The organism is Nostoc sp. PCC 7107, assembly GCF_000316625.1.
GTDB lineage: Bacteria > Cyanobacteriota > Cyanobacteriia > Cyanobacteriales > Nostocaceae > Nostoc_B.
In genome coordinates, this window is sequence record NC_019676.1 from 1,093,535 (window position 1) to 1,115,381 (window position 21,847).

Annotated in this window: 20 protein-coding genes and 1 other RNA gene; 9 read left to right on the forward strand and 12 right to left on the reverse strand. The window is 41.0% G+C overall.

Translation table 11 applies throughout. From position 1 onward, the window contains the following. Positions 1-47: 47 nt before the first annotated feature. Positions 48-659 (forward strand): hypothetical protein, encoded by a 612-nt coding sequence (locus NOS7107_RS04670; RefSeq protein ID WP_015111836.1) that lies wholly within the window; start codon positions 48-50, stop codon positions 657-659. Positions 660-662: 3 nt separating this feature from the next. On the opposite strand, the gene NOS7107_RS04675 is transcribed toward NOS7107_RS04670, so the two are convergent. The 3 genes from NOS7107_RS04675 to NOS7107_RS04685 all read right to left on the reverse strand — a co-directional run bounded on the left by NOS7107_RS04675 (position 663) and on the right by NOS7107_RS04685 (position 3,612). Beyond that, a complete protein-coding gene (locus NOS7107_RS04675; protein WP_044499677.1) occupies positions 663-1,031 on the reverse strand; it encodes a hypothetical protein in 369 nt (122 codons plus the stop codon). Between the two features lie 283 nt (positions 1,032-1,314). After that, a complete protein-coding gene (gene crtD, locus NOS7107_RS04680) occupies positions 1,315-2,829 on the reverse strand; it encodes a C-3',4' desaturase CrtD (protein ID WP_015111838.1) in 1,515 nt (504 codons plus the stop codon). Between the two features lie 291 nt (positions 2,830-3,120). Continuing rightward, on the reverse strand, positions 3,121-3,612 hold the full coding sequence (locus tag NOS7107_RS04685) for a hypothetical protein (RefSeq protein ID WP_015111839.1): 492 nt from the start codon (positions 3,610-3,612) through the stop codon (positions 3,121-3,123). Positions 3,613-3,913: 301 nt separating this feature from the next. Between NOS7107_RS04685 and NOS7107_RS04690 the strand changes: the two genes are divergently transcribed. From NOS7107_RS04690 to tatC, 4 genes are all read left to right on the forward strand, one after another. Continuing rightward, positions 3,914-5,197 (forward strand): pitrilysin family protein, encoded by a 1,284-nt coding sequence (locus NOS7107_RS04690; RefSeq protein ID WP_015111840.1) that lies wholly within the window; start codon positions 3,914-3,916, stop codon positions 5,195-5,197. A gap of 72 nt (positions 5,198-5,269) precedes the next feature. Then, on the forward strand, positions 5,270-6,133 hold the full coding sequence (locus NOS7107_RS04695; RefSeq protein WP_044500513.1) for a fructosamine kinase family protein: 864 nt from the start codon (positions 5,270-5,272) through the stop codon (positions 6,131-6,133). 263 nt (positions 6,134-6,396) lie between these two features. After that, complete coding sequence (locus NOS7107_RS28435; RefSeq protein WP_157373960.1) at positions 6,397-6,549, forward strand: hypothetical protein; 153 nt, start codon at positions 6,397-6,399, stop codon at positions 6,547-6,549. Positions 6,550-6,948: 399 nt separating this feature from the next. Then, positions 6,949-7,743 (forward strand): twin-arginine translocase subunit TatC, encoded by a 795-nt coding sequence (gene tatC, locus NOS7107_RS04700; RefSeq protein WP_015111843.1) that lies wholly within the window; start codon positions 6,949-6,951, stop codon positions 7,741-7,743. Positions 7,744-7,885: 142 nt separating this feature from the next. Here the strand turns inward: tatC and NOS7107_RS04705 are convergent, their stop codons facing one another. Continuing rightward, on the reverse strand, positions 7,886-8,698 hold the full coding sequence (locus NOS7107_RS04705) for an IS5 family transposase (protein WP_015111366.1): 813 nt from the start codon (positions 8,696-8,698) through the stop codon (positions 7,886-7,888). Between the two features lie 417 nt (positions 8,699-9,115). On the opposite strand from NOS7107_RS04705, the gene NOS7107_RS04715 reads away from it, so the two are divergent. Then, positions 9,116-9,388 carry a DUF6745 domain-containing protein gene (locus NOS7107_RS04715; RefSeq protein ID WP_048819351.1) on the forward strand — a complete coding sequence of 91 codons (273 nt, stop codon included), beginning with the start codon at positions 9,116-9,118 and terminating at the stop codon, positions 9,386-9,388. Between the two features lie 25 nt (positions 9,389-9,413). Here the strand turns inward: NOS7107_RS04715 and rnc are convergent, their stop codons facing one another. The 5 genes from rnc to groL all read right to left on the reverse strand — a co-directional run bounded on the left by rnc (position 9,414) and on the right by groL (position 14,451). Then, positions 9,414-10,133: a ribonuclease III gene (gene rnc / locus NOS7107_RS04720; protein ID WP_015111845.1), complete on the reverse strand. Its 720-nt coding sequence runs from the start codon at positions 10,131-10,133 to the stop codon at positions 9,414-9,416. Between the two features lie 82 nt (positions 10,134-10,215). Further along, positions 10,216-10,661: RNase P RNA component class A (gene rnpB, locus NOS7107_RS27455), an RNA gene on the reverse strand. Positions 10,662-10,709: 48 nt separating this feature from the next. Continuing rightward, positions 10,710-11,423: a hypothetical protein gene (locus NOS7107_RS04725; RefSeq protein ID WP_015111846.1), complete on the reverse strand. Its 714-nt coding sequence runs from the start codon at positions 11,421-11,423 to the stop codon at positions 10,710-10,712. A 41-nt stretch (positions 11,424-11,464) separates the two neighbouring features. Next, on the reverse strand, positions 11,465-12,607 hold the full coding sequence (gene corA / locus NOS7107_RS04730) for a magnesium/cobalt transporter CorA (protein WP_015111847.1): 1,143 nt from the start codon (positions 12,605-12,607) through the stop codon (positions 11,465-11,467). Positions 12,608-12,786: 179 nt separating this feature from the next. Continuing rightward, positions 12,787-14,451 (reverse strand): chaperonin GroEL, encoded by a 1,665-nt coding sequence (gene groL, locus NOS7107_RS04735; RefSeq protein WP_015111848.1) that lies wholly within the window; start codon positions 14,449-14,451, stop codon positions 12,787-12,789. Positions 14,452-14,708: 257 nt separating this feature from the next. Between groL and NOS7107_RS04740 the strand changes: the two genes are divergently transcribed. Then, positions 14,709-15,791, forward strand: coding sequence for an MraY family glycosyltransferase (locus NOS7107_RS04740; protein WP_015111849.1), 1,083 nt, complete (start codon positions 14,709-14,711; stop codon positions 15,789-15,791). 7 nt (positions 15,792-15,798) lie between these two features. Here NOS7107_RS04740 and fabG read toward each other — a convergent pair whose 3' ends face one another. After that, a complete protein-coding gene (gene fabG / locus NOS7107_RS04745) occupies positions 15,799-16,563 on the reverse strand; it encodes a 3-oxoacyl-[acyl-carrier-protein] reductase (protein ID WP_015111850.1) in 765 nt (254 codons plus the stop codon). 207 nt (positions 16,564-16,770) lie between these two features. Between fabG and trxA the strand changes: the two genes are divergently transcribed. Further along, complete coding sequence (gene trxA / locus NOS7107_RS04750) at positions 16,771-17,088, forward strand: thioredoxin (protein ID WP_015111851.1); 318 nt, start codon at positions 16,771-16,773, stop codon at positions 17,086-17,088. A 149-nt stretch (positions 17,089-17,237) separates the two neighbouring features. On the opposite strand, the gene NOS7107_RS04755 is transcribed toward trxA, so the two are convergent. Both NOS7107_RS04755 and NOS7107_RS04760 read right to left on the reverse strand, forming a co-directional pair. Continuing rightward, positions 17,238-18,791, reverse strand: coding sequence for an NAD(P)H-quinone oxidoreductase subunit N (locus NOS7107_RS04755; RefSeq protein WP_015111852.1), 1,554 nt, complete (start codon positions 18,789-18,791; stop codon positions 17,238-17,240). Positions 18,792-19,165: 374 nt separating this feature from the next. Continuing rightward, positions 19,166-20,683 (reverse strand): thioredoxin-like domain-containing protein, encoded by a 1,518-nt coding sequence (locus tag NOS7107_RS04760; protein WP_015111853.1) that lies wholly within the window; start codon positions 20,681-20,683, stop codon positions 19,166-19,168. Positions 20,684-20,833: 150 nt separating this feature from the next. Here NOS7107_RS04760 and glsA point away from each other — a divergent pair, with 150 nt between their 5' ends. Then, the gene (gene glsA / locus NOS7107_RS04765; protein ID WP_015111854.1) at positions 20,834-21,736 is read left to right on the forward strand and encodes a glutaminase A; all 903 of its coding nucleotides are present in this window, start codon (positions 20,834-20,836) and stop codon (positions 21,734-21,736) included. Positions 21,737-21,847: the final 111 nt, after the last annotated feature.

Sequence of the window (21,847 nt, forward strand, 5' to 3'; positions counted from 1 at the left end):
ATTAACCCCTAATTGGGGGAATTTCTATGTAAGTCCCGAATAGGAAAATGCTAAAAAAATCTTTGGTGAATGGTTTAATTTTGTCTTTTTCTTTAGTTCCCTGGCTAGGCGTGGGAATGCTTTTTGATTCTAAAGCTAATGCTTTACCAGGACAAAGTACGGAAGAAGTAACTACTTGGATGAACGCCCATCCCACCCTGCGTCCGGGAAATGGCGAAAAATTGTATGTGCAGAAGAGTGACACAGCAGCTCAGCGATTCACTTTTCAAGCTTCGGTGTTACCTCCTGGTAAGGTGGAGTTTGCCAAAGACCGCAGTCGGATTCGTTACGAACGCTTGGCTATGTATGATGCTATTAATGGTATGAGCTTTCAACGCCTGCAAGAATCTTTGCGGGTAATTTACGGCTACGATATCTATCAAGATTTTAATCAGGGTCAGGTGGCGTATGACTATCCCAGCCAAGGTGAAATAAACTCGGCGCGGTTTGCCAAAACTCCAATCAAGGAAGCTTTACAGGGACAACTGCGTATAGGCGATCGCTATGCTTATTGGATAGAAGTAGCCAAACCTCGCAACGGTAAGGCTTTCACTGGTCAAATGACAGTTCTACTCAAAAATGATGTCGAAAAATTGCTCAAAGAACTGCAAACGCGCTGAACCTTAACCCCCGCCAAAACCTCCCGATGGCGGGGTTTGCCATACATCAGAAAAGATACTTTCTGTAGCTAGGGAAATTCTAATTAAATCTTCTTTAAGTAGGGGCGGCCAATCTACACCAGCTTTCCGCCCAGCTACATATAACTGTTGAGTCTTGATACCTAACTGATAAAGAGCAAAGATTAATTCTCGGTCTAGACTGGGTGCATCTTTGAGGGCTTCAAACACGACTTTTAATGCCAACAAAATTGAGGTAATCTGACCGGGAACAGGTGGTTTTCCCTGCTTCATCCGCATCAACAAAGCATCAGAATTTTCTTCGGTTGTAATTGTTTGGGAGACAAGCAGTTTGCGGGCTGTGTCGTAATTCATAGATAAACACAGATAAGTAGAAGGCAGGAGGCAGAAGGCAGGAGGAAAAGTTTTTCTGGTTTGCATCCTACTTATATTTCAATACGGTTCGTTAACGTTTTAATTTTTTTAGATCCCCCCAACCCCCCTTCAAAAGGGGGGCTAATAAGCCTCTTTTACCCCCTTTTGAAGGGGGTCGCCGCAGGCGGGGGGATCTTAACTGAACTGTATTGACTTATAATTCTGTCTACCTACTTAGACACTGCTAATTTATCAGTGTTTATCTGTTGATTCAAATATTTGTTTAACTTTGCGCCTCAATTTGTCTGACTACTGTCAACGCTGAGTAACTTACGCCAGCTGTACCTTCGCCGGGATGGGTAGAGTCGCCGACTAACCACAGCGAATTAATTGGTGTGCGGTTAGCAAAACCAAAGGGGCCAAAGGTGGGGATTCTTTGACCGATGCCCCCAACTATACCGCGATCGCGCCCGGTGTAATGGGCAAAGGTGCGGGGTGTGGCGGCTTCTTGATAAATGATGGTTTCGGGTTTGAGATAGAAATATTTGTTGAGATGTGCGATCGCTTGTTCTGTATACTTTTGTTTCAGACTTAGATAATCTGAAGTCTGCCACCATTGTTGATAATCAACGAAGGATGAAGCAATAATTGTTGCTTTACCTTCTGGGGCGCGACCATCACCAGAATGACTCACGGAAACAAACAAGGAATTATTCTCGCCAATTGGGCCATTGGCATCGTATAAAAATTGTAAATGGGGTGGACAATCTAAAGGAATTGCACTCGCATCTACACCCAAATACACCACAAACGCCCCTGATGCTGGCGGGAGTTTTTCGACTCGCTGTTTGTATCCTAATGGAACTTGATCACCCAATAACTGCACTAAATTTTGGACTGTAACATTAGCAACTACATGATCGGCTGGTTCTGTCCAGACTTCGCCTGTTTTCTGGTTTCTAATCACAACGGCGCTGGCTTGACCATTTTCTACTTTGATGTGTTCAACAGTATGACGCATTAATAACCGTCCGCCATCTCTTTCTAAAGCTGCAACTAGGCGATCGCTCAAAACCTGCATACTACCTTGGAGGTGATACAATCCTTGGGGCAGTTGGGAGACACTTAACGCCGTGGCTGCATATAGTAATGCTGTTTCGTCAGCGCTGACCTGAGAATACAACTTCAGTTGCAAATCTAAAAAGGTTCGCAAACGTTGGTCATTACCCAGTCCGCATAACCTTAAAGCATCACCCACTGTTAATAATGTGAAAGGCGCAGTAATCAAGGTGTTGGGACGTACGGCTTGAATTAATTGCCATAAATCCCACAAGTTACGCGGTGGTAACACTGGGTCACGTCCTTGGAATTCCCAACTTGCAGCAAATAAACTCGCCATTAACTGCCAGAATGGTTCACTATCTGGAAATTGCCGTTGTCCTTCCTCGCGCCATTTATCTTGGTCACGCCAAACATTAATCGGTGTGCTTTCCCCAGGTAAATAAACCGCACAAGCAGGGTCACAAGGGGTAGCATCTGGTAAATCAATTTCTAGTTCAGCAAAGATACGGTGGTGAATTCCCCCTGGTTCTAATCCAGCAACTTGGGTTGCACCAACATCAAAGGTGAACCCTTGACGTTTAAATGTAGAAGCACAGCCTCCCGGTACAATGGCTTGGTCGAGGACTAAAACGCTGTAACCACGATGGGCTAATAACGCCGCCGCCGTCAGTCCGCCAATACCGGCACCAATTACCACAACACGAGATTTACTTTTGTCAATAGCAGCACTGGACATTGATATCTACTTTATATTTCTTAATATTTCTATTCATAATTTTAGATTATTCAGAAAGATTAATTGCGCTATGACGATTGCCTCATCCTCAAGAAAGGGCTTCTGAAGTTAAAAAAGCTACATAAGAGATGGAGAGGACATTGAATTTAGGCGATAATTTACATATACAGGACTTACGCACAGGCTACGGAAAATCGAACCACAGAGACGCAGAGGTCACGGAGAAATGAGAGTTTGAGAGGTGTTTTGCGTAAGTCCTAATATAGAAAAATCCCTAAACAAAAAACTCGTCTAATTTTTGTAAATTCTGATTATTGGTGTCACTTTTGGTTGATAGGGATTAATCAGGTTTAATCGATAAGTCGTTCTTAAGATATCTTCATTTTTCTCACCTTTGACTATAACTATATAATTTGCTGTCAGAGAAGGATGTTTTTCAATTTTTTCAATTACCTTATCTTGGATAATCGCTATATCGTTTAATCTTTTTGGTGAACGATCATTATATTTCCAAAAACACAAAACACCTGTAGAGTTGGGAAATTTTAGTAGTTGTAGAGTGTATTTTTGATTATTAATTTGAAAGGGAGATGTCATAAATATTCTAGCTTGATTCTGTGGGGGTATTTTCTGAAATACTGCTTGTGTTCTCTGATGGCGGCGGCAGTTTTTATCGATAATAGGTTCTCCAGCTAACACAGGTTTTGATAATGTTGATATACTTGCACTACAAAAACTTGAACTTATTAAAATTAAAGTAATAACTTTAGATAAATTAAGCATAATTTAAATTATCATGTTTAATATTAATGACAAAATAAAGATTTTGATTGTTCCTGAAAATATGCTTTAAGAATATGCTTTTCATTATTCATTTGTATTGACAAAAGACTGAGTGACAGTCTCAATCAAAAAATATCCCATTTGAACGCACACTAGCTTATTCATTTAGCCAGTTTAGGCATGATCAATTTAGAGAATTTTTATTTTCGTAGAGAATACATCAATCTAATGCAACAACAAGAGATATTTTGGGGTGACGGATAAGATAAAGGAATAACAATGCTGTCACTCACCACAAACCATGACCTCAACTCTGTTCAAATCGTCTCGTCTCAATTCCCCAACCGTACACAAATTGCCTAATGGCTTGACAATCATTGCCGAACAAATGCCCATTGATGTTGTCAACCTCAATCTTTGGATTAAAGTTGGTTCAGCCGTAGAATCTGATGCGATCAACGGTATGGCTCATTTTTTAGAACACATGATTTTTAAAGGGACTGAGCGACTTGCTAGTGGAGAGTTTGAACGTCGCATTGAAGAACGGGGTGCTGTAACTAATGCCGCTACCAGCCAAGATTATACTCATTACTATATAACTACTGCGCCCCAAGATTTTGCTGAACTGGCTCCACTGCAAATTGATGTCGTATTTAATCCTAGTATTCCTGATGATGCTTTTGAACGTGAGCGTTCTGTTGTTTTAGAAGAAATCCGCCGTTCTGAAGATAACCCCCATCGCCGGACTTTTCGCCGCGCTATGGAAATGGCGTTTGATGTATTACCCTATCGCCGTCCCGTATTGGGGCCAGAATCGGTAATATCTGGGCTACAACCCCAACAAATGCGAGACTTTCATGCTAATTGGTATCAACCACAGTCAATTACGGCTGTGGCTGTGGGGAATTTACCTGTAGAAGAACTAATTGAAACTGTTGCTGAAGGATTTACACAGGTTGGTAAAACTCAAGAATCAAGAGTCAAGAGTCAAGAGTCAAATAATTATCCTGAATCTGCATTTACCGAAATTGTGCGGCGAGAATTTGTTGATAAAAGCCTTCAGCAAGCAAGACTCGTGATGGTGTGGCGGGTTCCAGGATTGACAGAATTAAACCAGACTTATGGATTGGATGTTTTAGCAGGAGTTTTAGCACATGGAAGGACATCAAGATTAGTTAGGGATTTGCGGGAAGAACGAGGATTAGTTTCTTCCATCGCAGTTAGCAATATGAGCAACTTATTACAAGGGACATTTTACATTTCCGCTAAATGTGCAGTAGAAAACTTAGCCGCCGTGGAAGATGCGATCGCTCAACACATTCGCAGAATACAAACAGAGTTAGTCACTGACAAAGAAATCGCCCGCATCCGCAAACGCGTCACCAACAGATTTGTCTTTGGTAACGAAACTCCAAGCGATCGCAGTGGCTTATATGGTTTCTACCAATCTTTAGTAGGCGATTTAGAACCAGCCTTCAATTACCCAGCACATATCCAACAACAAGAAGCCAACGATTTACTTTTAGCAGCTAATCAATATCTCTGCCCAGAAGCTTATGGTGTAGTAGTCATGAAACCAATGTAAATTTTAGTCAATGGTCAATAATCATTTGTCCATTGACTAAATTATGTTCTTCATACTTCATACTTCAAAATGATTTGGACTGAAATTGATACCCATATTAGTCGAGTAACTGGTGAACAATTCCAAACTCAACAACAGCGTTCTGTAAGTGGCGGATGTATTAACCAAGGTTACGCCGTTACTAATGGTGAAATCACATACTTCGTCAAACTCAACCAAGCATCGCAAGTAGCCATGTTTGAAGCTGAGATGTTGGGATTAAAGCAAATGTTAGCCTCAAATAGCATTCGTGTACCCAAGCCTATTTGTTGGGGAATATCAGGAAATTCTGGCTATATTGTCTTGGAATGGTTAGAGATGGGTAGCGGTAATACCCAATCTTGGGCAGAAATGGGGCTTAAGTTAGCAACAATGCACAAAAAAACCAGCCAACAAGGCTTCGGCTGGGATATGAATAACACCATTGGTTCCACTCCCCAAATCAACACTTGGACAGCAGATTGGGGGGAATTTTATGGCAAACATCGCCTTGGCTATCAATTTCAATTAGCCAGAAGGCGCGGCGGCAATTTTCCGAAACAAGATGAATTATTAGCCGTGATTCCCGAACTATTGGCAGAACACGAAGTACAACCATCTTTAGTCCACGGCGATTTATGGGGTGGTAATGCTGGATGTACTGTGTCAGGCGAACCAGTAATTTTTGATCCAGCCACTTATTATGGCGACAGAGAAGTTGATATCGCTATGACCGAACTTTTTGGTGGTTTTTCTGCTGCTTTTTATCAAGGTTATAATGCAGCTTTTCCCTTAAATACAGGGTATGAACGCCGCAAAACTTTGTATAACCTATATCACATTTTGAACCACTTCAATTTATTTGGTGGTGGTTATGGTTCCCAAGCCAACCGGATGATTGAGCAAATTTTGCGGTGAGGGTTGGGGAATGCGATCGCTATAACTTGACCATAAGTCATTTTTATGTTCAAGGGACAAGAGAAAAATGACTCATAACATCTACTAATCCCTACACCTACCATATCGAAGACAATCTCCCGTTTGATCTTCTCTAGAGGAGATACACCACGGCACTAAACTATCTTGAGTGTTTTTACTTGTATTTGTGATATTAGTGGCAATAATGAATACATTGCCATTACTCGCTAAAGTGGGTTCCGCATTGTACAAATAAGCAGGTAATGCCATTAGTCCAACGCAAATTATCCTATACATACAAACCTCAGCAAACAATTTCCGATCGCGCTATCTGTGAAGATGCCACCTTGATGAATCGGACTTTCCAAACTGAGCATTGTATGTTGAAGTTGTATCAATTTATGCAATGCTACTAGCCGCAGAGACGTAATTTCTCAAAGATCAGTTCCATCCCCATATCTTATGTAGCTTATAGGATGGTTATGACTCATAAGATGGCTTCCCACTAACTTATGCAGGCATTACCACAAAGAAACAGGAAAAAAATCCTCAGTCAGAAATAAACTCTTAACCGCTCAATTCTCAATCACCTTATAGTAGGCAATATCCACAACGCTAAAAATCAGGTATGAAGAGACTTTTCAGGATTACCCACCTGACTTTCATGGCAATAAACTAGCTGGTACAAAATGTAAAGAAACATGATTTTGCTAGTTAGTTTTTAAGTTAAAACTAGTGCAGCAATACTCCATAACTTTGGCAGTGGTGTAAGGGAGTAATAGAATAGTTAACAAATGTTGCCTAATAGCCTACTCATGACTCCTTCATCAGAAGCTGACACTATCACTAATCCCAATATCGACCTAGAAGGACAAGGCAACTCAGACACTGATTCTCTTGATGAGTTGCCTGGTGAAGTCGAAATGTCTCTGTTCGACCACTTAGAAGAGTTACGACAACGGATATTCTATTCACTTATCGCTGTAGTCATTTTTGTTATCGGCTGTTTTCTGGCTGTCAAGCCGATCGTGCAGTTACTAGAAGTACCAGCCGCAGGGGTGAAATTTCTCCAACTTGCACCCGGAGAATATTTCTTTGTCTCCTTGAAAGTCGCTGGCTACAGTGGACTTGTACTTTCTACTCCTTTTATCCTTTATCAAATTATTCAGTTTGTCCTCCCAGGCTTGACGCGTCGTGAACGTCGCTTAGTGGGGCCAATCGTTTTAGGGTCTAGTGTGTTATTTGTTGCTGGGTTAGTCTTTGCCTATTCTGTTCTTATCCCCGCCGCTTTGAGATTTTTCATTAGCTATGGCGCTGATGTCGTAGAACAACTGTGGTCAATTGATAAATATTTTGAATTTATACTGCTGCTGTTATTTAGCACTGGCTTGGCATTTCAAATTCCGATTATTCAATTATTATTGGGTAATTTGGGAATTGTTTCTTCTGAGAAAATGCTTTCTGGCTGGCGATATGTAATTATGGCAGCAGTAATTTTAGGTGCTGTCCTCACACCTTCTACCGACCCCTTAACCCAAGCTTTATTAGCAGGTGCAGTTTTAGGGCTTTATATGGGCGGGATTGGTTTAGTAAAACTCACAGGTAAATGACACAAATAACTGATGATGCTTCTCTAAATTGAGAGATTTATAGAGATTTATTATGAATGTACTCCACCAGCGACAAGTATTCGCTGATTTTCTTGAGCGCCTAGCTTTAGAGGGTGTTTGAAAAGTTTTGAGGGGTCAAATTTTATGCCAATCGCCTCACCATGATCCGGATCATAGCAAGGTAGATAAACGTCTCTGATGTTTCTGGCAATAACTCATAGTCTCTGACCAATCGCCGACACCCCATGACCCAACCGAAAGTGCGCTCCACCACCCAACGTTTTTTGAGCAAGACAAAGCCCTTGGTTTGCTCTGGGCGCAACACCACCTGCACAATCCAACGGCAAAAATTCATCACCCACTGCATAAACGGCTCACCGTCAAAGCCGCCATCCACCCAGAGGGTTGTCAAACGAGATACCTGCTTTTGAGACTGTTTTACCCGTTTGAGAACTAGTTTACCTCCCTCGCGTTCACCCACATTGGCAGCCGTGACTAAGACCCGCAAGACTAATCCCAAGGTATCGACCGTCATAAATCGCTTGCGTCCTTTAATTTTCTTACCTGCATCAAAACCCACAGATTGACTTACCATCGCTGCACTCTTGACGCTTTGACTATCGATGATCGCTTCCGATGGGCTTCGATGCCGTTCCTCTTCAATCCGTGTCCACTGCCGCAGGCTATCGTGAATTTTCAACCACGTTCCGTCTTTGCGCCATTTACGAAAATAGCTATATACCGTCTGCCATACAGGAAAGTCACCTGGTAGCGTAGGCGTAGCCCGCCGTAGGCATCGCCATCTAACTCCTTCTACCAGCACATAAAAAATTCCGTTAAGGACTTCCCATATATCAACTTCACGCTTGCGACCCCCAGGTTTTGGTTCTGGAATCATGTCACTCAGAAATTCATATTGAACACGGGTCAGATTGCTGGGGTATGCTTTACTCATGTTGCTCTCTCAGTGCTGTCTACTATCTATTCACAGCGTATACTGAGAGGGCTTTTTTACCATCTCTCCGACTTTTCAAACAGCCTCTTATGCAGCTATTAGCGAAATACTATCGATGAGTTCATCTAATCATCTATTATTTGAAACTTTTGTAGATGATGTATTAAATATTATCAGGCGTGAAATCCAATATTTTTGTATTTTTGGAAACAAGTTTTATTAGAACCTATTAACTTTTATTCGCAAGAATATTTTATCAAATATTTAGAAAATCCAGATATTCCCGCAGAATTAGATTGCCCACATAAAGATGATTTTAATATATTAGATACAATTTTCAAGCACAATCAATCTGAATTAGTTTGGCAACTTTGGAGTAAAAAAATAAGTTTTCAAACCATTTCCCCCTTTGACTGAATGTACACGGCTGCTACATTTGATTTCTTTATTTCGGAGTTAGATTGTTACAATAACCCTGAAGTGTACCAAGTTGTAGAGCAAGTAGTACTTGCCAGTGGCATTATATTTCTGTTTGATCAATACTGTTTCGTCTGCGATCGCCCAACCACATTATCATTAGATCCGGAACATCGTCTTCACGCCGAAGATAAACCAGCAATACAATTTGCTGATGGTTTTAGCATATATTCCAGCCACGGTATGAATAATAGTTTTAAAATTATTCAGTAATGAAGAGAGATAATTTAGGTTATTTTTACGTCTTTTCCTGATTATTAACTGCTAAAAAAGCTATTTTGGCCGCGGCTTGTTCTGCTGCTTTGATAGAACGTCCTCTACCTTCACCAAGTTTTTTGTCGTAGAGCCAAACTTCTGCTGCAAATCGCTCTTGATTGCGGTTGGGATGATTAATTTCCTCAACACGATATTCTGGTAAAACTTTAAATTGTGCTTGAGTCCACTCTTGTAAAGCAGCTTTATAGTTTAGCCGAGCCGGATCAAGACGAATTTCTGTTGCTAGTTGCTCAAAGTGAGAATCTAACCAAGGGCGGATGAGATCTAAATTATTTGTGCTGAGATAGAGCGCACCCAACACAGCTTCAAAAGCATCAGCCAAGCGTGATTCTTGACCGACTTTATCACTGGTGGCACTACCAGCAACTAACAAATATAGCTCTAAACCATATTCTCTAGCTAATTGGGCGAGGATGCGATCGCTCACTAATACCGAACGAATTGCGGCAAAATCACCGACTTGGCACTCTGGATATTTTTCCCATAAAATCACAGCCGCCGCCAGCCTTACCACTGCATCGCCAACAAACTCTAGTTGTTCATAATTTGCTGAATCAGATACCGTTGGATGAGTCAGCGCCAAATCTAAAAGTTGCCATTTAATGGGTGCATCTAATGGCAAACCAAACTTTCTTACTAAGCTTTCGAGTTGTCTTTGACGACGAGGATAAACAATAGTCATTAGTCATTAGTCAATAGTCATTAGTCAATAGTCATTAGTCCTCAACAAAGGACGCAGGATGAATGACTAATGATCAGAATAGGAGAGAGAGTCGGTAGTAAGCCGGGTTCTGTTATCTATGTAAAAATTTTACATGATGGCAGTTATCTATCTGGGACGGTTGTTACCAAACGCCTCTAGCGGCTCTCATACGCGGAACTGGTAAAAGACCAACCGTAGTTCCTCTGGCCTTGCTCCCAACCGGGGTTTACCGAGCCAACGCCTCTCGACGCTGCTGGTGCGCTCTTACCGCACCTTTGCACCCTTACCAAAAAAGGCAAAAGTTAAAGGGCAAAAGTAAAAAGAAATTTTTGTTTCTTTTGCTTTTTTACTTTTTACTTTTTACTTGTTTTGGCGGTATCTTTCTGTGGCACTATCCTCACGATCGCTCGCACTGGACGTTATCCAGCAAGTTTGGTCTTTCGGGAGTCCGGACTTTCCTCAAAACTATCATTAATGACGGTTCTGCAACTGCCTACGCCTACTCTCTCCCTAACTCTAGTGTAATCCTGGATGGCATCATGTGTCCGATTTGGATTATTTCTTCTTTTTATTCCAAGGTAGAGCGTAAGTCCAAGGTAATTTTTTGATCGTGAAAGGACAATTAATCAAATACATCGGTGGAATATTTATACCTGGTGCTATCCCAACCCGAACATCAGATATTCTTAACACTAGCTGTAAAGAAAATTCTAATTCTTTGCCTCGATTCATAAAGTCGTTATATAGCTTTTTTTGAGGCGGCCCAGCATTTTTTAAGCCAGTGATACTTACTAGAGGTTTTTTTGCAGAATAAGTTCCGGCTGTAGAATCCAACTCTAGAACATCTTCGGCTGTTACCTTTTCAGTCAGGGTTTTTTTCGGGGTAATTAAACTGGGAGTTTGTGGTATCGCTAAGTCACGGGTTAAATATGGAGAAACCCGAATGACACGCCGCGATTGCTTAGTGTGTTCCACTACCAAAGTGCTATTTTCCCAGTCAACATATACAGCTAGATTATCTGATTTATTTTCAATAGTAATTTGTAATTCTTTTAAATCCTCTAATGAATATGACGAATTAAGTTTAAAAGAAATTCCAATTTGGTCTTTGAGTTCTTGTGCTGTTAGTTGTTCGTTGACGGCATCACTTTTATACGCATATTTTATTTTATCATCAATGGACTCAACCATGCGATTAAAAGTGTAAGATACACCAATAATATAAAGTGTCAATACAACTAAATTTTGATCGCCGCTACCTCTGATCATTTGGAATTTTATCTCCCTGAATTAGTTTTGATTATTTAGCTTCAATCACGTTTAATACTAGAAAAATTAGCGAGCCATCCTCTGCGCCAAAATAGGATGAGTAAACTAACTGCGATCGCTACCATTAAAGCCAAGCAAACTGGATAACCCCAATACCAATTTAGTTCAGGCATATTGTATGGTGATTTATCGGTATTGAAATTCATGCCATAAATACCTGCAACAAAAGTTAAAGGAATAAAAATTGCCGAAACTACCGTTAGTAGCTTCATAATTTCATTCATTTTATTACTGACGGCTGATAAATATACATCCATCAATCCTGATGCTAATTCTCGGTATGTTTCCACCATATCCATAACCTGGACTGTATGGTCATAGCAATCTCGGAGATAAATTCTCACATCTTCACTAATTAAATCACTACTATCTCGAATCAAAGCATTAATGGCATCTCGTTGCGGCCAAATAGACCGACGCAATTGTAAAAGCTCTCTCCTAATTTGATAAATTTGCTGGAGTGTTTGCGGTGTGGGTTTGAGGATTACTTCTTCTTCTAATTCTTCGATGCGTTCACCATAAAGTTCTAACACCGGAAAAAACCCATCAATAATTGCATCTAACAAAGCATAAGCTAAATAATCAGCATCTTCTTTGCGAATAATACCTTTCCCTTTATCTATTCGCATTCTGACACTGTCAAAACAATCATGTTCTGGTTCTTCCTGCACAGTCAGCAAGTAATGTTTACCTAAGACAAAACTTACTTGTTCACTATAAAACCCACAGGTGTTTTCTTTAGGAACTACCATGCGAGCAATAATTAGTAATTGGTCTTCATAATCTTCGATTTTAGGGCGTTCTCCCATATTGACCACATCTTCTAAAACTAGAGGATGTAACTCAAAAACCTTACCTAATCGTTGTAAGATATCTTGACTACCTAAACCTTGGACATCTACCCAAGAAACAGATTCTGCATCTAAATAAATTAGACACTCCTCTGGAGTTGCTATTTGTTTACGGATAAAATTTGTTTGGTTGTAATCAAATAAAACAATTACTGGCGCTTCGGCATCTTCATCAATAATCAGAGTTCCAGGTATGGTTCCTGGTTGATGATAAAAATCTGGGAAGTTTGGCTTACGTACTTTTTTGGTGAGACGGCGAATTTTGCTAATCATTTGTTAATTGTCAATTGTCATTGGTCATTAGTCATTGGTCAACTACTATTAATTGGCATTAGCCCAAATTGTATAGCTGGATTGCTAATAAATCAGTCAGTGTATAAAAAAACAGCTTGCCTTGGCAAGGCAAACTGTGGAAAAAGATAAAGATATTTATTTACCTGGGAAGTTAGAGCTTACATCATACCCATACCGCCCATACCGCCCATACCGCCCATGCCACCCATACCGCCCATACCACCCATATCAGGTGCAGCAGCCTTCTTCTCTGGTTTTTCGACAACGATCGCTTCAGTAGTCAAAACCATCCCCGCAATTGACGCGGCATTTTGTAGGGCAGAACGTACGACTTTTGCTGGGTCAATGATCCCCGCTGCAATTAAGTCTTGGAATTCCCCGGTAGCAGCGTTGTAACCAACGTTAAACTCAGTTTCTCTGACTTTAGAAACAATCACAGAGCCTTCATCGCCAGCATTGTCAGCAATTTGGCGTAAGGGTGCTTCTAAAGCACGTTTGACAATATCTGCTCCAATTTTTTCTTCTTCATTAAGGCTGTGCTTAAGTTCGTCGATTTTGGTAGACAAGTGAATTAAGGTTGTACCACCACCAGGAACAATTCCTTCTTCTACAGCTGCTTTAGTGGCGTTTAGCGCGTCTTCAATCCGCAGTTTGCGGTCTTTAAGTTCGGTTTCGGTGGCTGCACCAACTTTAATCACTGCGACACCGCCAGCTAATTTAGCAATGCGTTCTTGCAGTTTTTCTTTGTCGTATTCCGAATCAGTTTCTTCTAATTGTTTGCGAATTTGACCAATCCGCTTTTGAATTTCTGGCTTAGTGGTGCTACCAGCGACAATTGTGGTGTTTTCTTTATCAATGGTGATTTTGCGGGCAGTTCCCAAGTTTTCCAAAGAAGCAGTATCTAAACTTAGACCAATTTCTTCTGAAATTAACTGACCGTCGGTGAGAATGGCAATATCTTGCAATATGGCTTTGCGGCGATCGCCAAATCCAGGCGCTTTGATAGCAGCTACAGTCAACACACCCCGTGCTTTGTTGACTACTAAAGTTGCTAAAGCATCTCCTTCTACATCTTCCGCAACAATTAATAGCGGTTGACCCAAACGGGCAACTTTTTCGAGTACGGGAACTAATTCTTGAATGCTGTTGATTTTCTTATCGGTAATCAGGATACGTGCATTTTCAAATTCAACGATCTGCCGTTCGTTGTTAGTAATGAAGTATGGAGAGATATAACCTCTGTCGATTTGCATCCCTTCCACTACTTCGAGTTCAGTTGTCAGAGATTTGGATTCTTCAACGGTAATGACACCATCTTTGGTGACTTTCTCCATTGCTTCTGCCAGCATTCTGCCGACTTCTTCATCGTTACCTGCCGATACTGTAGCAACTTGTGCGATCGCAGCACCTTCAACTGGTTTAGCCACTCTAGCAATTTCTGCTACCAGCGCTTCGATAGTTTTGTCGATCCCGCGCTTTAAGTTGATGGGATTAGTCCCAGCCGCAACATTTTTCAGCCCTTCTTTAATTAATGCCTGTGCTAAGACTGTGGCGGTAGTGGTGCCATCCCCCGCAATATCCTTTGTTTTGGATGCTACTTCTTGGATGAGTCTCGCACCGGTATTTTCTAAAGGGTCTTCTAATTCAATTTCTTTGGCGACAGTGATGCCATCGTTGACAATTTGAGGCGAACCATATTTCTTTTCTAAAAGGACGTTACGACCTTTTGGCCCCAAGGTAATTTTCACTGCATCGGCTAGGGCGTTGACACCTCGTTCTAGCGCCCGCCGTGATTCTTCATTAAATGAAATAATTTTAGCCATGTTTCACTTCTCTAGCGCTTCCTTTAGACAATTTAGCACTCACAGACTCAGAGTGCTAATAACCCAAGCTGGTCAGATTATAAATGGAATTGATCAGGATTGGTACTGGGATGAAGCGTAAAGTGTGAAGGCTGAAGTATGAAGTTCTCCGCTGGCATCTTCAGACTTGAGTAAATACCAGTACCTTTTATTAAAAAATTGATTAATATACATTTGATGCTCATGTAGGATACAGGCAGTAATGGTTGAATTGGGAGATGAATCTATACAACTCCCTTAAGTCTCTGGGTATTGCCGACCCAAGCGGCATCGGCTGGTTGGCAGTAGTATTTACGTTTCTCTTTGCTTGGTTAGTGACATGGCGCTTGATACCCACAGTACGCAAGTTTGCCCTGCGGGTTGGTTGGGCTGACCAACCAAATGCGCGACGGCTAAATCGGGAACCTTTACCGAATGCTGGGGGTTTGGCTATTTATGCAGGAGTAATTGCCGCGTTAGTTCTTGCTAGTTTGTTACGACCAATTGAATTACAAAGTGTTTTGGCGCAGGTTTTAACTGTGCTACTAGGAGGCTCAATCCTAGTTTTGGTCGGCTTTATTGATGATCAGTTCGGTTTACCTCCTTCTGTGCGCCTGTGGACACAGATCATCACAGCCTTGTTGCTGGTAGCCAATGGCATCAGCATCAAAGTTGCCTTCGGCACACCTATAGACTCACTGTTATCAATGTTGATTACAGTACTGTGGGTTGTCGGGATTACCAACGCCATCAATTTGATGGATGGGATGGATGGATTGGCTGGAGGGATAAGTTTTATTACGGCTATGAGTTTGTTGGCAGTTTCTGCCCAATTTCCTAATAAAGCGGCAGCTACCTTAGTTTTGGCAGCTTTAGGAGGTGGGGCTTTAGGTTTTTTACGCCACAACTTCCACCCGTCACGCATTATTATGGGTGACGCTGGAGCATACTTTTTTGGCTATGTTTTAGCTGCAACTAGTATTTTAGGTGACTTGCAGGTAACTACAGTCTTTTCTTTAGTACCGACAGTTTTGTTTTTGTTATTACCAGTCTTAGACACTACCCAAGTGTTTTTACGGCGACTATTAGCAGGAAAAAACCCCCTCAGTACTCCTGGTAAGGATCACTTACACCACCGTTTATTAGCTTGGGGGTTCTCGCAAAGTCACGCTGCATTCACTCTTTGGACAATTACCTTAATTGGCAATTTGCTGGCAATGCACATCCGCAGTATGCCGTTGGCTGTGATTATTGCTACTGCTACTAGCATCATCATTCTTCTCAGCTTTACAATTTGGCAAAGAATTTTGAATAATTCGTAATTCAAAATTACATCACCATACCGCCATCGACGTTAAAAACTTGTCCAGTAATGTAATTGGCGGCAGCATCGGCAGCAAGGAAGCGCACCATCCCAGCCACTTCTTCTGGTTGCCCATAGCGACCAAGGGGGATAAATTTTAAAATTTCTTCGGTGTTGCTGAGATTGCTAGTCATATCGGTGGTGATAAAACCAGGGGCGACTGCATTCACTGTGATCCCGCGAGTAGCGAGTTCTTTAGCAACGGTTTTCGTAAAGCCAATGACTCCTGCTTTGGCAGCACTGTAATTTGCTTGGCCAGGGTTGCCCATTTGTCCAGCAACAGAGGCAATGTTAATAATTCGCCCGAAACGTTGTTTGAGCATAATTTTGCTAACGGCGCGGGTACATAAGAAAACGCCAGTCAGATTCAGGTCAATTACGGCTTGCCATTCTTCTGGCTTCATCCGCAAAAGTAATGTGTCGCGGGTAATTCCGGCATTGTTAACTAAAATATCAACTCGACCAAATTTTTCTGTGGTGGCATTTATGAGTCCTTCTACTTGATCTGCTTGCGAAACATCAGCTTGCAGTGCGATCGCTTGTCCACCAACAGCAGTAATATCTGTAACTACCTCATCTGCTGCTGTACTGGAACTAGCATAATTAACCGCTACACTAGCCCCATATTTTGCTAATTCGAGTGCGATCGCCTTTCCAATTCCCCGTGAACCACCTGTGACAATTGCTACTTTTCCTTTGAGACTTTGCAAGTTTCCTGGCAAAACTTCCATAAAATATTCCTTAAGCTTTTGAATTACCGCGCTAATCATCTTATGGTGATTTGTGCTTGTTAATTCACTCAAGAACAATATTTTTGAGAAAGAAGATAACGTATTGGACTATTGACCCTCGACTATAAAAATAAAATAATGTTGCAGCTATTCTTGAAAGCACGCATTAAGATTAAAAGCAATCCATAAAAATTCGGTGTGTGTCGTATGGCCACTAAAAAACATTTCAACAGTTTTGAAGAAATGCTTTCTGGTTCTGATGTACCTGTATTAGTAGATTTTTACGCTGAATGGTGTGGCCCTTGCAAAATGATGGGGCCGATTTTAGATCAAGTAAATGCTCAATTAAAAGACCGTCTACGCATTGTTAAAATTGACACAGAAAAATACACCGAATTGGCTAGTCAATATCGTATTGAAGCCTTGCCTACACTCATGTTATTTAAAGAGGGTAAGCCTGTAGATAAAATTGAGGGAGTTTTGCAAGCATCTCAGTTAGTGCAGCATCTCCAAAATTTAATTTAGATGTAGCAGGTGACAGGCAATAAATGACAGAGTTCAATTTTTTTGCATTGCTACAGATTAATTGTAGAGTTTTTATCAAATAAAAATGGCTAATAGCTTTTCATCATCAATGATTAGCTATTAGCCATAAATACACAAATATAAGTAAGCTACAGTTTATCTGTTTCTTCTAGAGAAACTGTACTCACTTTAGTAATTGTTGCTTGTAAGATTTGCGTGTGAGAAATGGAATTGTTCGCCAGGGTGAACAGTGGATTTGACAAAATCCCAGCTATGGTAGTCGCAATTAAGCTGACCACTAACCCTACTTGTAAAGGTCTTAATCCAGGCAAATCCCAACGTACTTCGGGATAGTTTTTCACTACGTCGGACATTTCTTGGGGTTCTTTAACTACCATCATTTTGACTACGCGAATGTAGTAATAGATGGAGACAACACTAGTTACCAAACCTAGTAAAACTAATCCATAAAGACCAGCTTGCCAACCAGCCCAGAACAAGTAGATTTTGCCAAAAAATCCCGCTAGTGGTGGAATACCGCCCAGTGAGAGCAAGGCAATACTCAAGCCTAATGTCAAAAGTGGGTCTTTTTGATATAAACCTGAGTACTCTGTAATTTGGTCGGTTCCAGTGCGTAGGGAGAAGAGAATCACACAGGTAAAACCGCACAGGTTCATAAACAAATAAACCAGCAGGTAAAATACCATACTGGCGTATCCAGCTTCTGTACCAGCAATCAAGCCAATCATCACAAACCCAGCTTGAGCAATGGATGAGTAGGCCAGCATCCGTTTCATGCTAGTTTGTGCCAGTGCCACCACATTACCCAAGATCATGCTGAGAATGGCGAGGGCTGTGAAGACAAATCTCCATTCGTCAGCCACCATTGGGAAGACTGTAGTTAATAGGCGGATGGCTAAAGCAAAGCCGGCTGCCTTGGAACCAACAGATAAAAAGGCGATTACCGGAGTGGGAGCGCCTTCATAAACGTCTGGTGTCCATTGGTGAAAGGGTGCAGCAGAAATTTTAAAGCCAATACCTGCAATGATGAAAACGAGTGAAATCACAAAACCTAAAGATTGGCTAACTTTAGCTGTGATGATACCATCAGCGATCGCACTTAATTCTGTTTGACCACCCGATAAACCATACAGTAGAGAAATGCCGTACAAAAATACTGATGTACTAGCAGCACCAATCAACAGATATTTCAACGCAGCTTCGTTAGAACGAGGATCGCGCTTGGTATAGCCTGTCAGCAAATAAGAGGAAATACTTAAAGTTTCTAGTGAGATGAAAATCATCACTAACTCACTAGCGCCAGATAAAAACATTCCTCCTAGGGTAGCAGTCAGCAAAATTGCGATGAATTCGGCTAAAGCTGTACCACTCTGCTCGATATAGCGAATTGACATCAATATTGTGACAACGGCAGACAACGCGATAATACCGCGAAACACAATACTGAGATCATCCCCAATGAAGCCACCAGTAAAAGAGATGGGGTTGATAGCGTCCCATCGATAGTACAGGGCGACAATTGCAGCTAGTAAACCTGCGATCGCTAGATATCCAATCCAGCGTGCGGATGTACGCCCCAAAATCAAATCAACAATCAAAACCCCCAAGAGGGTAACAATTACAATCCCCTCTGGTAGAATCGTTCCAGCATTTAACTGGGATGCAAGATTAGCAAAATCCATGAGATATATAGGGTTTGGCGATTAGACATTCAGGCTAACTTTGTTCATTTTATCTATTGTTCATTACCAAAGTTGCATTTACCTTTCTGTCTTAAGCATAGACTGACTCTTGCGTAAAATTAGCTTAAAAGAAGCGTAACAGCTAACTACCACTTAAGATTCTATGATTATCATTAGATTAAATTATAGTTTAAATTTTGAATTGGGCATATTGTCTCTTGTCATTTTATGATTTTCAACAATTAAGTATATGTATTATGTTGAGGTTGGTTTTTTATATTACTGAGAACATCACAAACCTCTTGTATGAAAAAAAATATGTGTAATAAATGCTTGAACTATTTCTCACTCTTTGTGTGCGTGAGATGATTATTCTATAAATTAGGTTGAATACAAATATCTGGCGCACATAAACCAACAAAATTCAAAGTTGTCACCTCAAAGGTATTTAAATCTACGCGACGAATAGCGTGGTTATTGGTATCGCTAATATATAGATATGAATTGATTGCACTTAGACCAGACGGTTCAAAAAAGCGGCTATTCTTACCTTGACCATCTTGTAAACCAGCAAAACCATCTCCCAAAATTGTTTGACAATTACCTGTGCTGGGACTAACTAATTTAATTTTGTGGTTGTATGTATCTGCTACCCACAAGAAATTGTCAGCATATTCTACTCCCATACAGTGTTGTAATCGCACATCTGTAGCTCGTCCATCCACATCACCAAAACCGAATAACTGTTGACTACCACAAACAGTTCTCACTTGGAAGGGTTCGACAATTTCTACACTCCGAATTGTGCTGATTTCGCTGTCAGCAATATACAGTTGTTGTCCATCTGTAGTTATACCACTGGGTTGAGCAAAAGCTGATTCTGTAAGTGAACCATCAACACAACCTTCTGCACCAGTTCCAGCGTAAGTTTTGATAATGTTGGTATCTAAGTTCATTTGCCAAATTTGATGCGAACCCGCCATTGCAATAAATAAAATATTCCCCACTTTCACTAAATCCCACGGCGAATTTAGTGCTGTTTCTAAAGCAACACCGCTATGAGGATGAATATTGCGGCTTTGTTCACCAGTTCCAGCAATTGTTTCGACTATTTGCTGTTTTAAATCAACTCGCCGCAACGCATGATTTTCGGTATCTGCTATGTAAAATATTTGATTTTCGCTATCAAATACCATTCCTTGTGGTGCAGAAAATTGTGCTGTGCTAAAACTACCGTCAGTTAAACCAGATTTTCCTGTACCAATGATGTGAAGAACTTCGCCATCAAAGTTACTCATAACTAAGCGGTGATGTCCAGAGTCAGCGATGAATAAACCTACTGGCGTTGCTAAGACTTTACCAGTAAAAGCTAAGGGTGAAATTGTTGGTTGTTGCTGCTTTTCTAAAATATGGTTGATTTGTTGAAAGTTAATAGTGCTTTTTTGCTGGTGTTCTGCGATTACTTTTGCAATTAACTTGTCTAAAACGTCACGCCTACCTTCACCAGAAACATAGCCAATGACATAACCTTCTGGATCGATAATCATGAATGTCGGCCAAGCACGCACAGTATATTCTTGCCATACGCGAAAATTTTGATCTACTATCACTGGGTGTTCGATGTCATAGCGCAAGATAGCTTGGCGGATATTTTCAGTTTCTTGTTCGTTGTCAAATTTGGCAGAGTGAACGCCGATAACTGTAACGCTGTCTTTATATTTATGTTCGAGATATTTCAAATCTGGGAGGATGTGCAGACAATTAACACAGCAGTATGTCCAAAAATCTAAGATGACAACTCTACCCCTCAGTTGTTTTAAAGACAAAGGTTTGTCAGTGTTCAGCCAAGCGTAATTTTGGGGAAGTTCTGGCGCTCTGACGCGGGGAGTCATGAAATATCCTTTGAAATGGGTGTAGGGGAGATAACTTAATTAATAAATTAATAATGAGTATGAAATACCTTCATAACTTAGACAAAAAGAAAGTTTTAAGCCTGTTTACTGTTATACATTACTGAGAATAATCTTGAGGCTATATCACTTTTGATAAAACTCGATAAACTCTCTACAACTGATTTAGCTGTTTGGGTAGAACAAGCTAAAATTCAGTCTGTACAGGGTAAAGTGTGCGATCGCATCCCACAATTATCTGTCGCTAATCCTGCTTGGTTTGCAGTTCACATCTGCTGTGTCTCAGGGAAAACTTACACTTCAGGCAATACAGATTGTGTGTTTCCCTTAATGAGTGTCATCAAGGTATTCTCCTTTCTGTATCTGCTGGAAAATAGGGGAACAGATACAGTTTTGCAATGGGTGGGTGTTGAACCGTCAGATACTGCTTTCAATTCTTTAGATCAATTGATTAAGGATAACGGACACCCCCGCAATCCCATGATTAATAGTGGTGCAATTACCCTAGCTGATAAATTACCAGGAAAAACAGCCAGCGATCGCACTTCACATCTCTATCAATGGTTAAATCAGTTAACAGGTTCCCAATTATTTCTAGATGAAGTCATGCTGGCTTCAGTACGCGCTTCACGTTCACCAGTTAACCAAGCCATTACAAATTACCTAGCCGAAAAAAATCGTCTCGAAAATCCTGAAATAGCTCTTGACACCTACGAGCGAATATGCTATGTCTCAGCCAGAGTAGAAGATTTAGCTTTGTTAGGAAAAACCTTAGCTAGTGGTAATAACTTACAGCACCATCGAATAGTTAACGCTGTGATGTTAATGTGCGGACTGTACCAAGACTCGGCTAAGTTCGCTCTCAAAATTGGTTTACCGATGAAATCAGGCATTAGCGGTGGCATGTTAGCCATAGTACCAAACACAGGAGCGATCGCTTGCTACAGTCCCGCATTAGATATAGTCGGAAATTCTGTAGGTGCGATCGCTTTTATGCAAGCTTTAGCCCAAAAATTAGAATTGAGTATCTTTTAAACTAAACTTATTAATTTTTTGTCTAGCGCAAAGACGCAAAGACGCAAAGACGCAAAGAAAACTCAGCGTAACTTTGCGTTTACCTCCGCACCCCTTTGCGTTTAAAACTCC

Excerpts from the sequence above, each read along its gene's own strand:
- NOS7107_RS04690 (WP_015111840.1), top strand. The coding sequence starts at position 3,914 with ATGACCTCAACTCTGTTCAAATCGTCTCGTCTCAATTCCCCAACCGTA.
- corA (WP_015111847.1), bottom strand. The coding sequence starts at position 12,607 with ATGATTAGCAAAATTCGCCGTCTCACCAAAAAAGTACGTAAGCCAAAC.
- NOS7107_RS04670 (WP_015111836.1), top strand. The coding sequence starts at position 48 with ATGCTAAAAAAATCTTTGGTGAATGGTTTAATTTTGTCTTTTTCTTTA.
- NOS7107_RS04685 (WP_015111839.1), bottom strand. The coding sequence starts at position 3,612 with ATGCTTAATTTATCTAAAGTTATTACTTTAATTTTAATAAGTTCAAGT.
- rnc (WP_015111845.1), bottom strand. The coding sequence starts at position 10,133 with ATGACTATTGTTTATCCTCGTCGTCAAAGACAACTCGAAAGCTTAGTA.
- NOS7107_RS28435 (WP_157373960.1), top strand. The coding sequence starts at position 6,397 with ATGCCATTAGTCCAACGCAAATTATCCTATACATACAAACCTCAGCAA.
- NOS7107_RS04740 (WP_015111849.1), top strand. The coding sequence starts at position 14,709 with ATGAATCTATACAACTCCCTTAAGTCTCTGGGTATTGCCGACCCAAGC.
- trxA (WP_015111851.1), top strand. The coding sequence starts at position 16,771 with ATGGCCACTAAAAAACATTTCAACAGTTTTGAAGAAATGCTTTCTGGT.
- NOS7107_RS04755 (WP_015111852.1), bottom strand. The coding sequence starts at position 18,791 with ATGGATTTTGCTAATCTTGCATCCCAGTTAAATGCTGGAACGATTCTA.
- groL (WP_015111848.1), bottom strand. The coding sequence starts at position 14,451 with ATGGCTAAAATTATTTCATTTAATGAAGAATCACGGCGGGCGCTAGAA.
- NOS7107_RS04675 (WP_044499677.1), bottom strand. The coding sequence starts at position 1,031 with ATGAATTACGACACAGCCCGCAAACTGCTTGTCTCCCAAACAATTACA.
- tatC (WP_015111843.1), top strand. The coding sequence starts at position 6,949 with ATGACTCCTTCATCAGAAGCTGACACTATCACTAATCCCAATATCGAC.
- NOS7107_RS04715 (WP_048819351.1), top strand. The coding sequence starts at position 9,116 with ATGTACACGGCTGCTACATTTGATTTCTTTATTTCGGAGTTAGATTGT.
- NOS7107_RS04705 (WP_015111366.1), bottom strand. The coding sequence starts at position 8,698 with ATGAGTAAAGCATACCCCAGCAATCTGACCCGTGTTCAATATGAATTT.
- NOS7107_RS04760 (WP_015111853.1), bottom strand. The coding sequence starts at position 20,683 with ATGACTCCCCGCGTCAGAGCGCCAGAACTTCCCCAAAATTACGCTTGG.
- fabG (WP_015111850.1), bottom strand. The coding sequence starts at position 16,563 with ATGGAAGTTTTGCCAGGAAACTTGCAAAGTCTCAAAGGAAAAGTAGCA.
- NOS7107_RS04725 (WP_015111846.1), bottom strand. The coding sequence starts at position 11,423 with ATGATCAGAGGTAGCGGCGATCAAAATTTAGTTGTATTGACACTTTAT.
- crtD (WP_015111838.1), bottom strand. The coding sequence starts at position 2,829 with ATGTCCAGTGCTGCTATTGACAAAAGTAAATCTCGTGTTGTGGTAATT.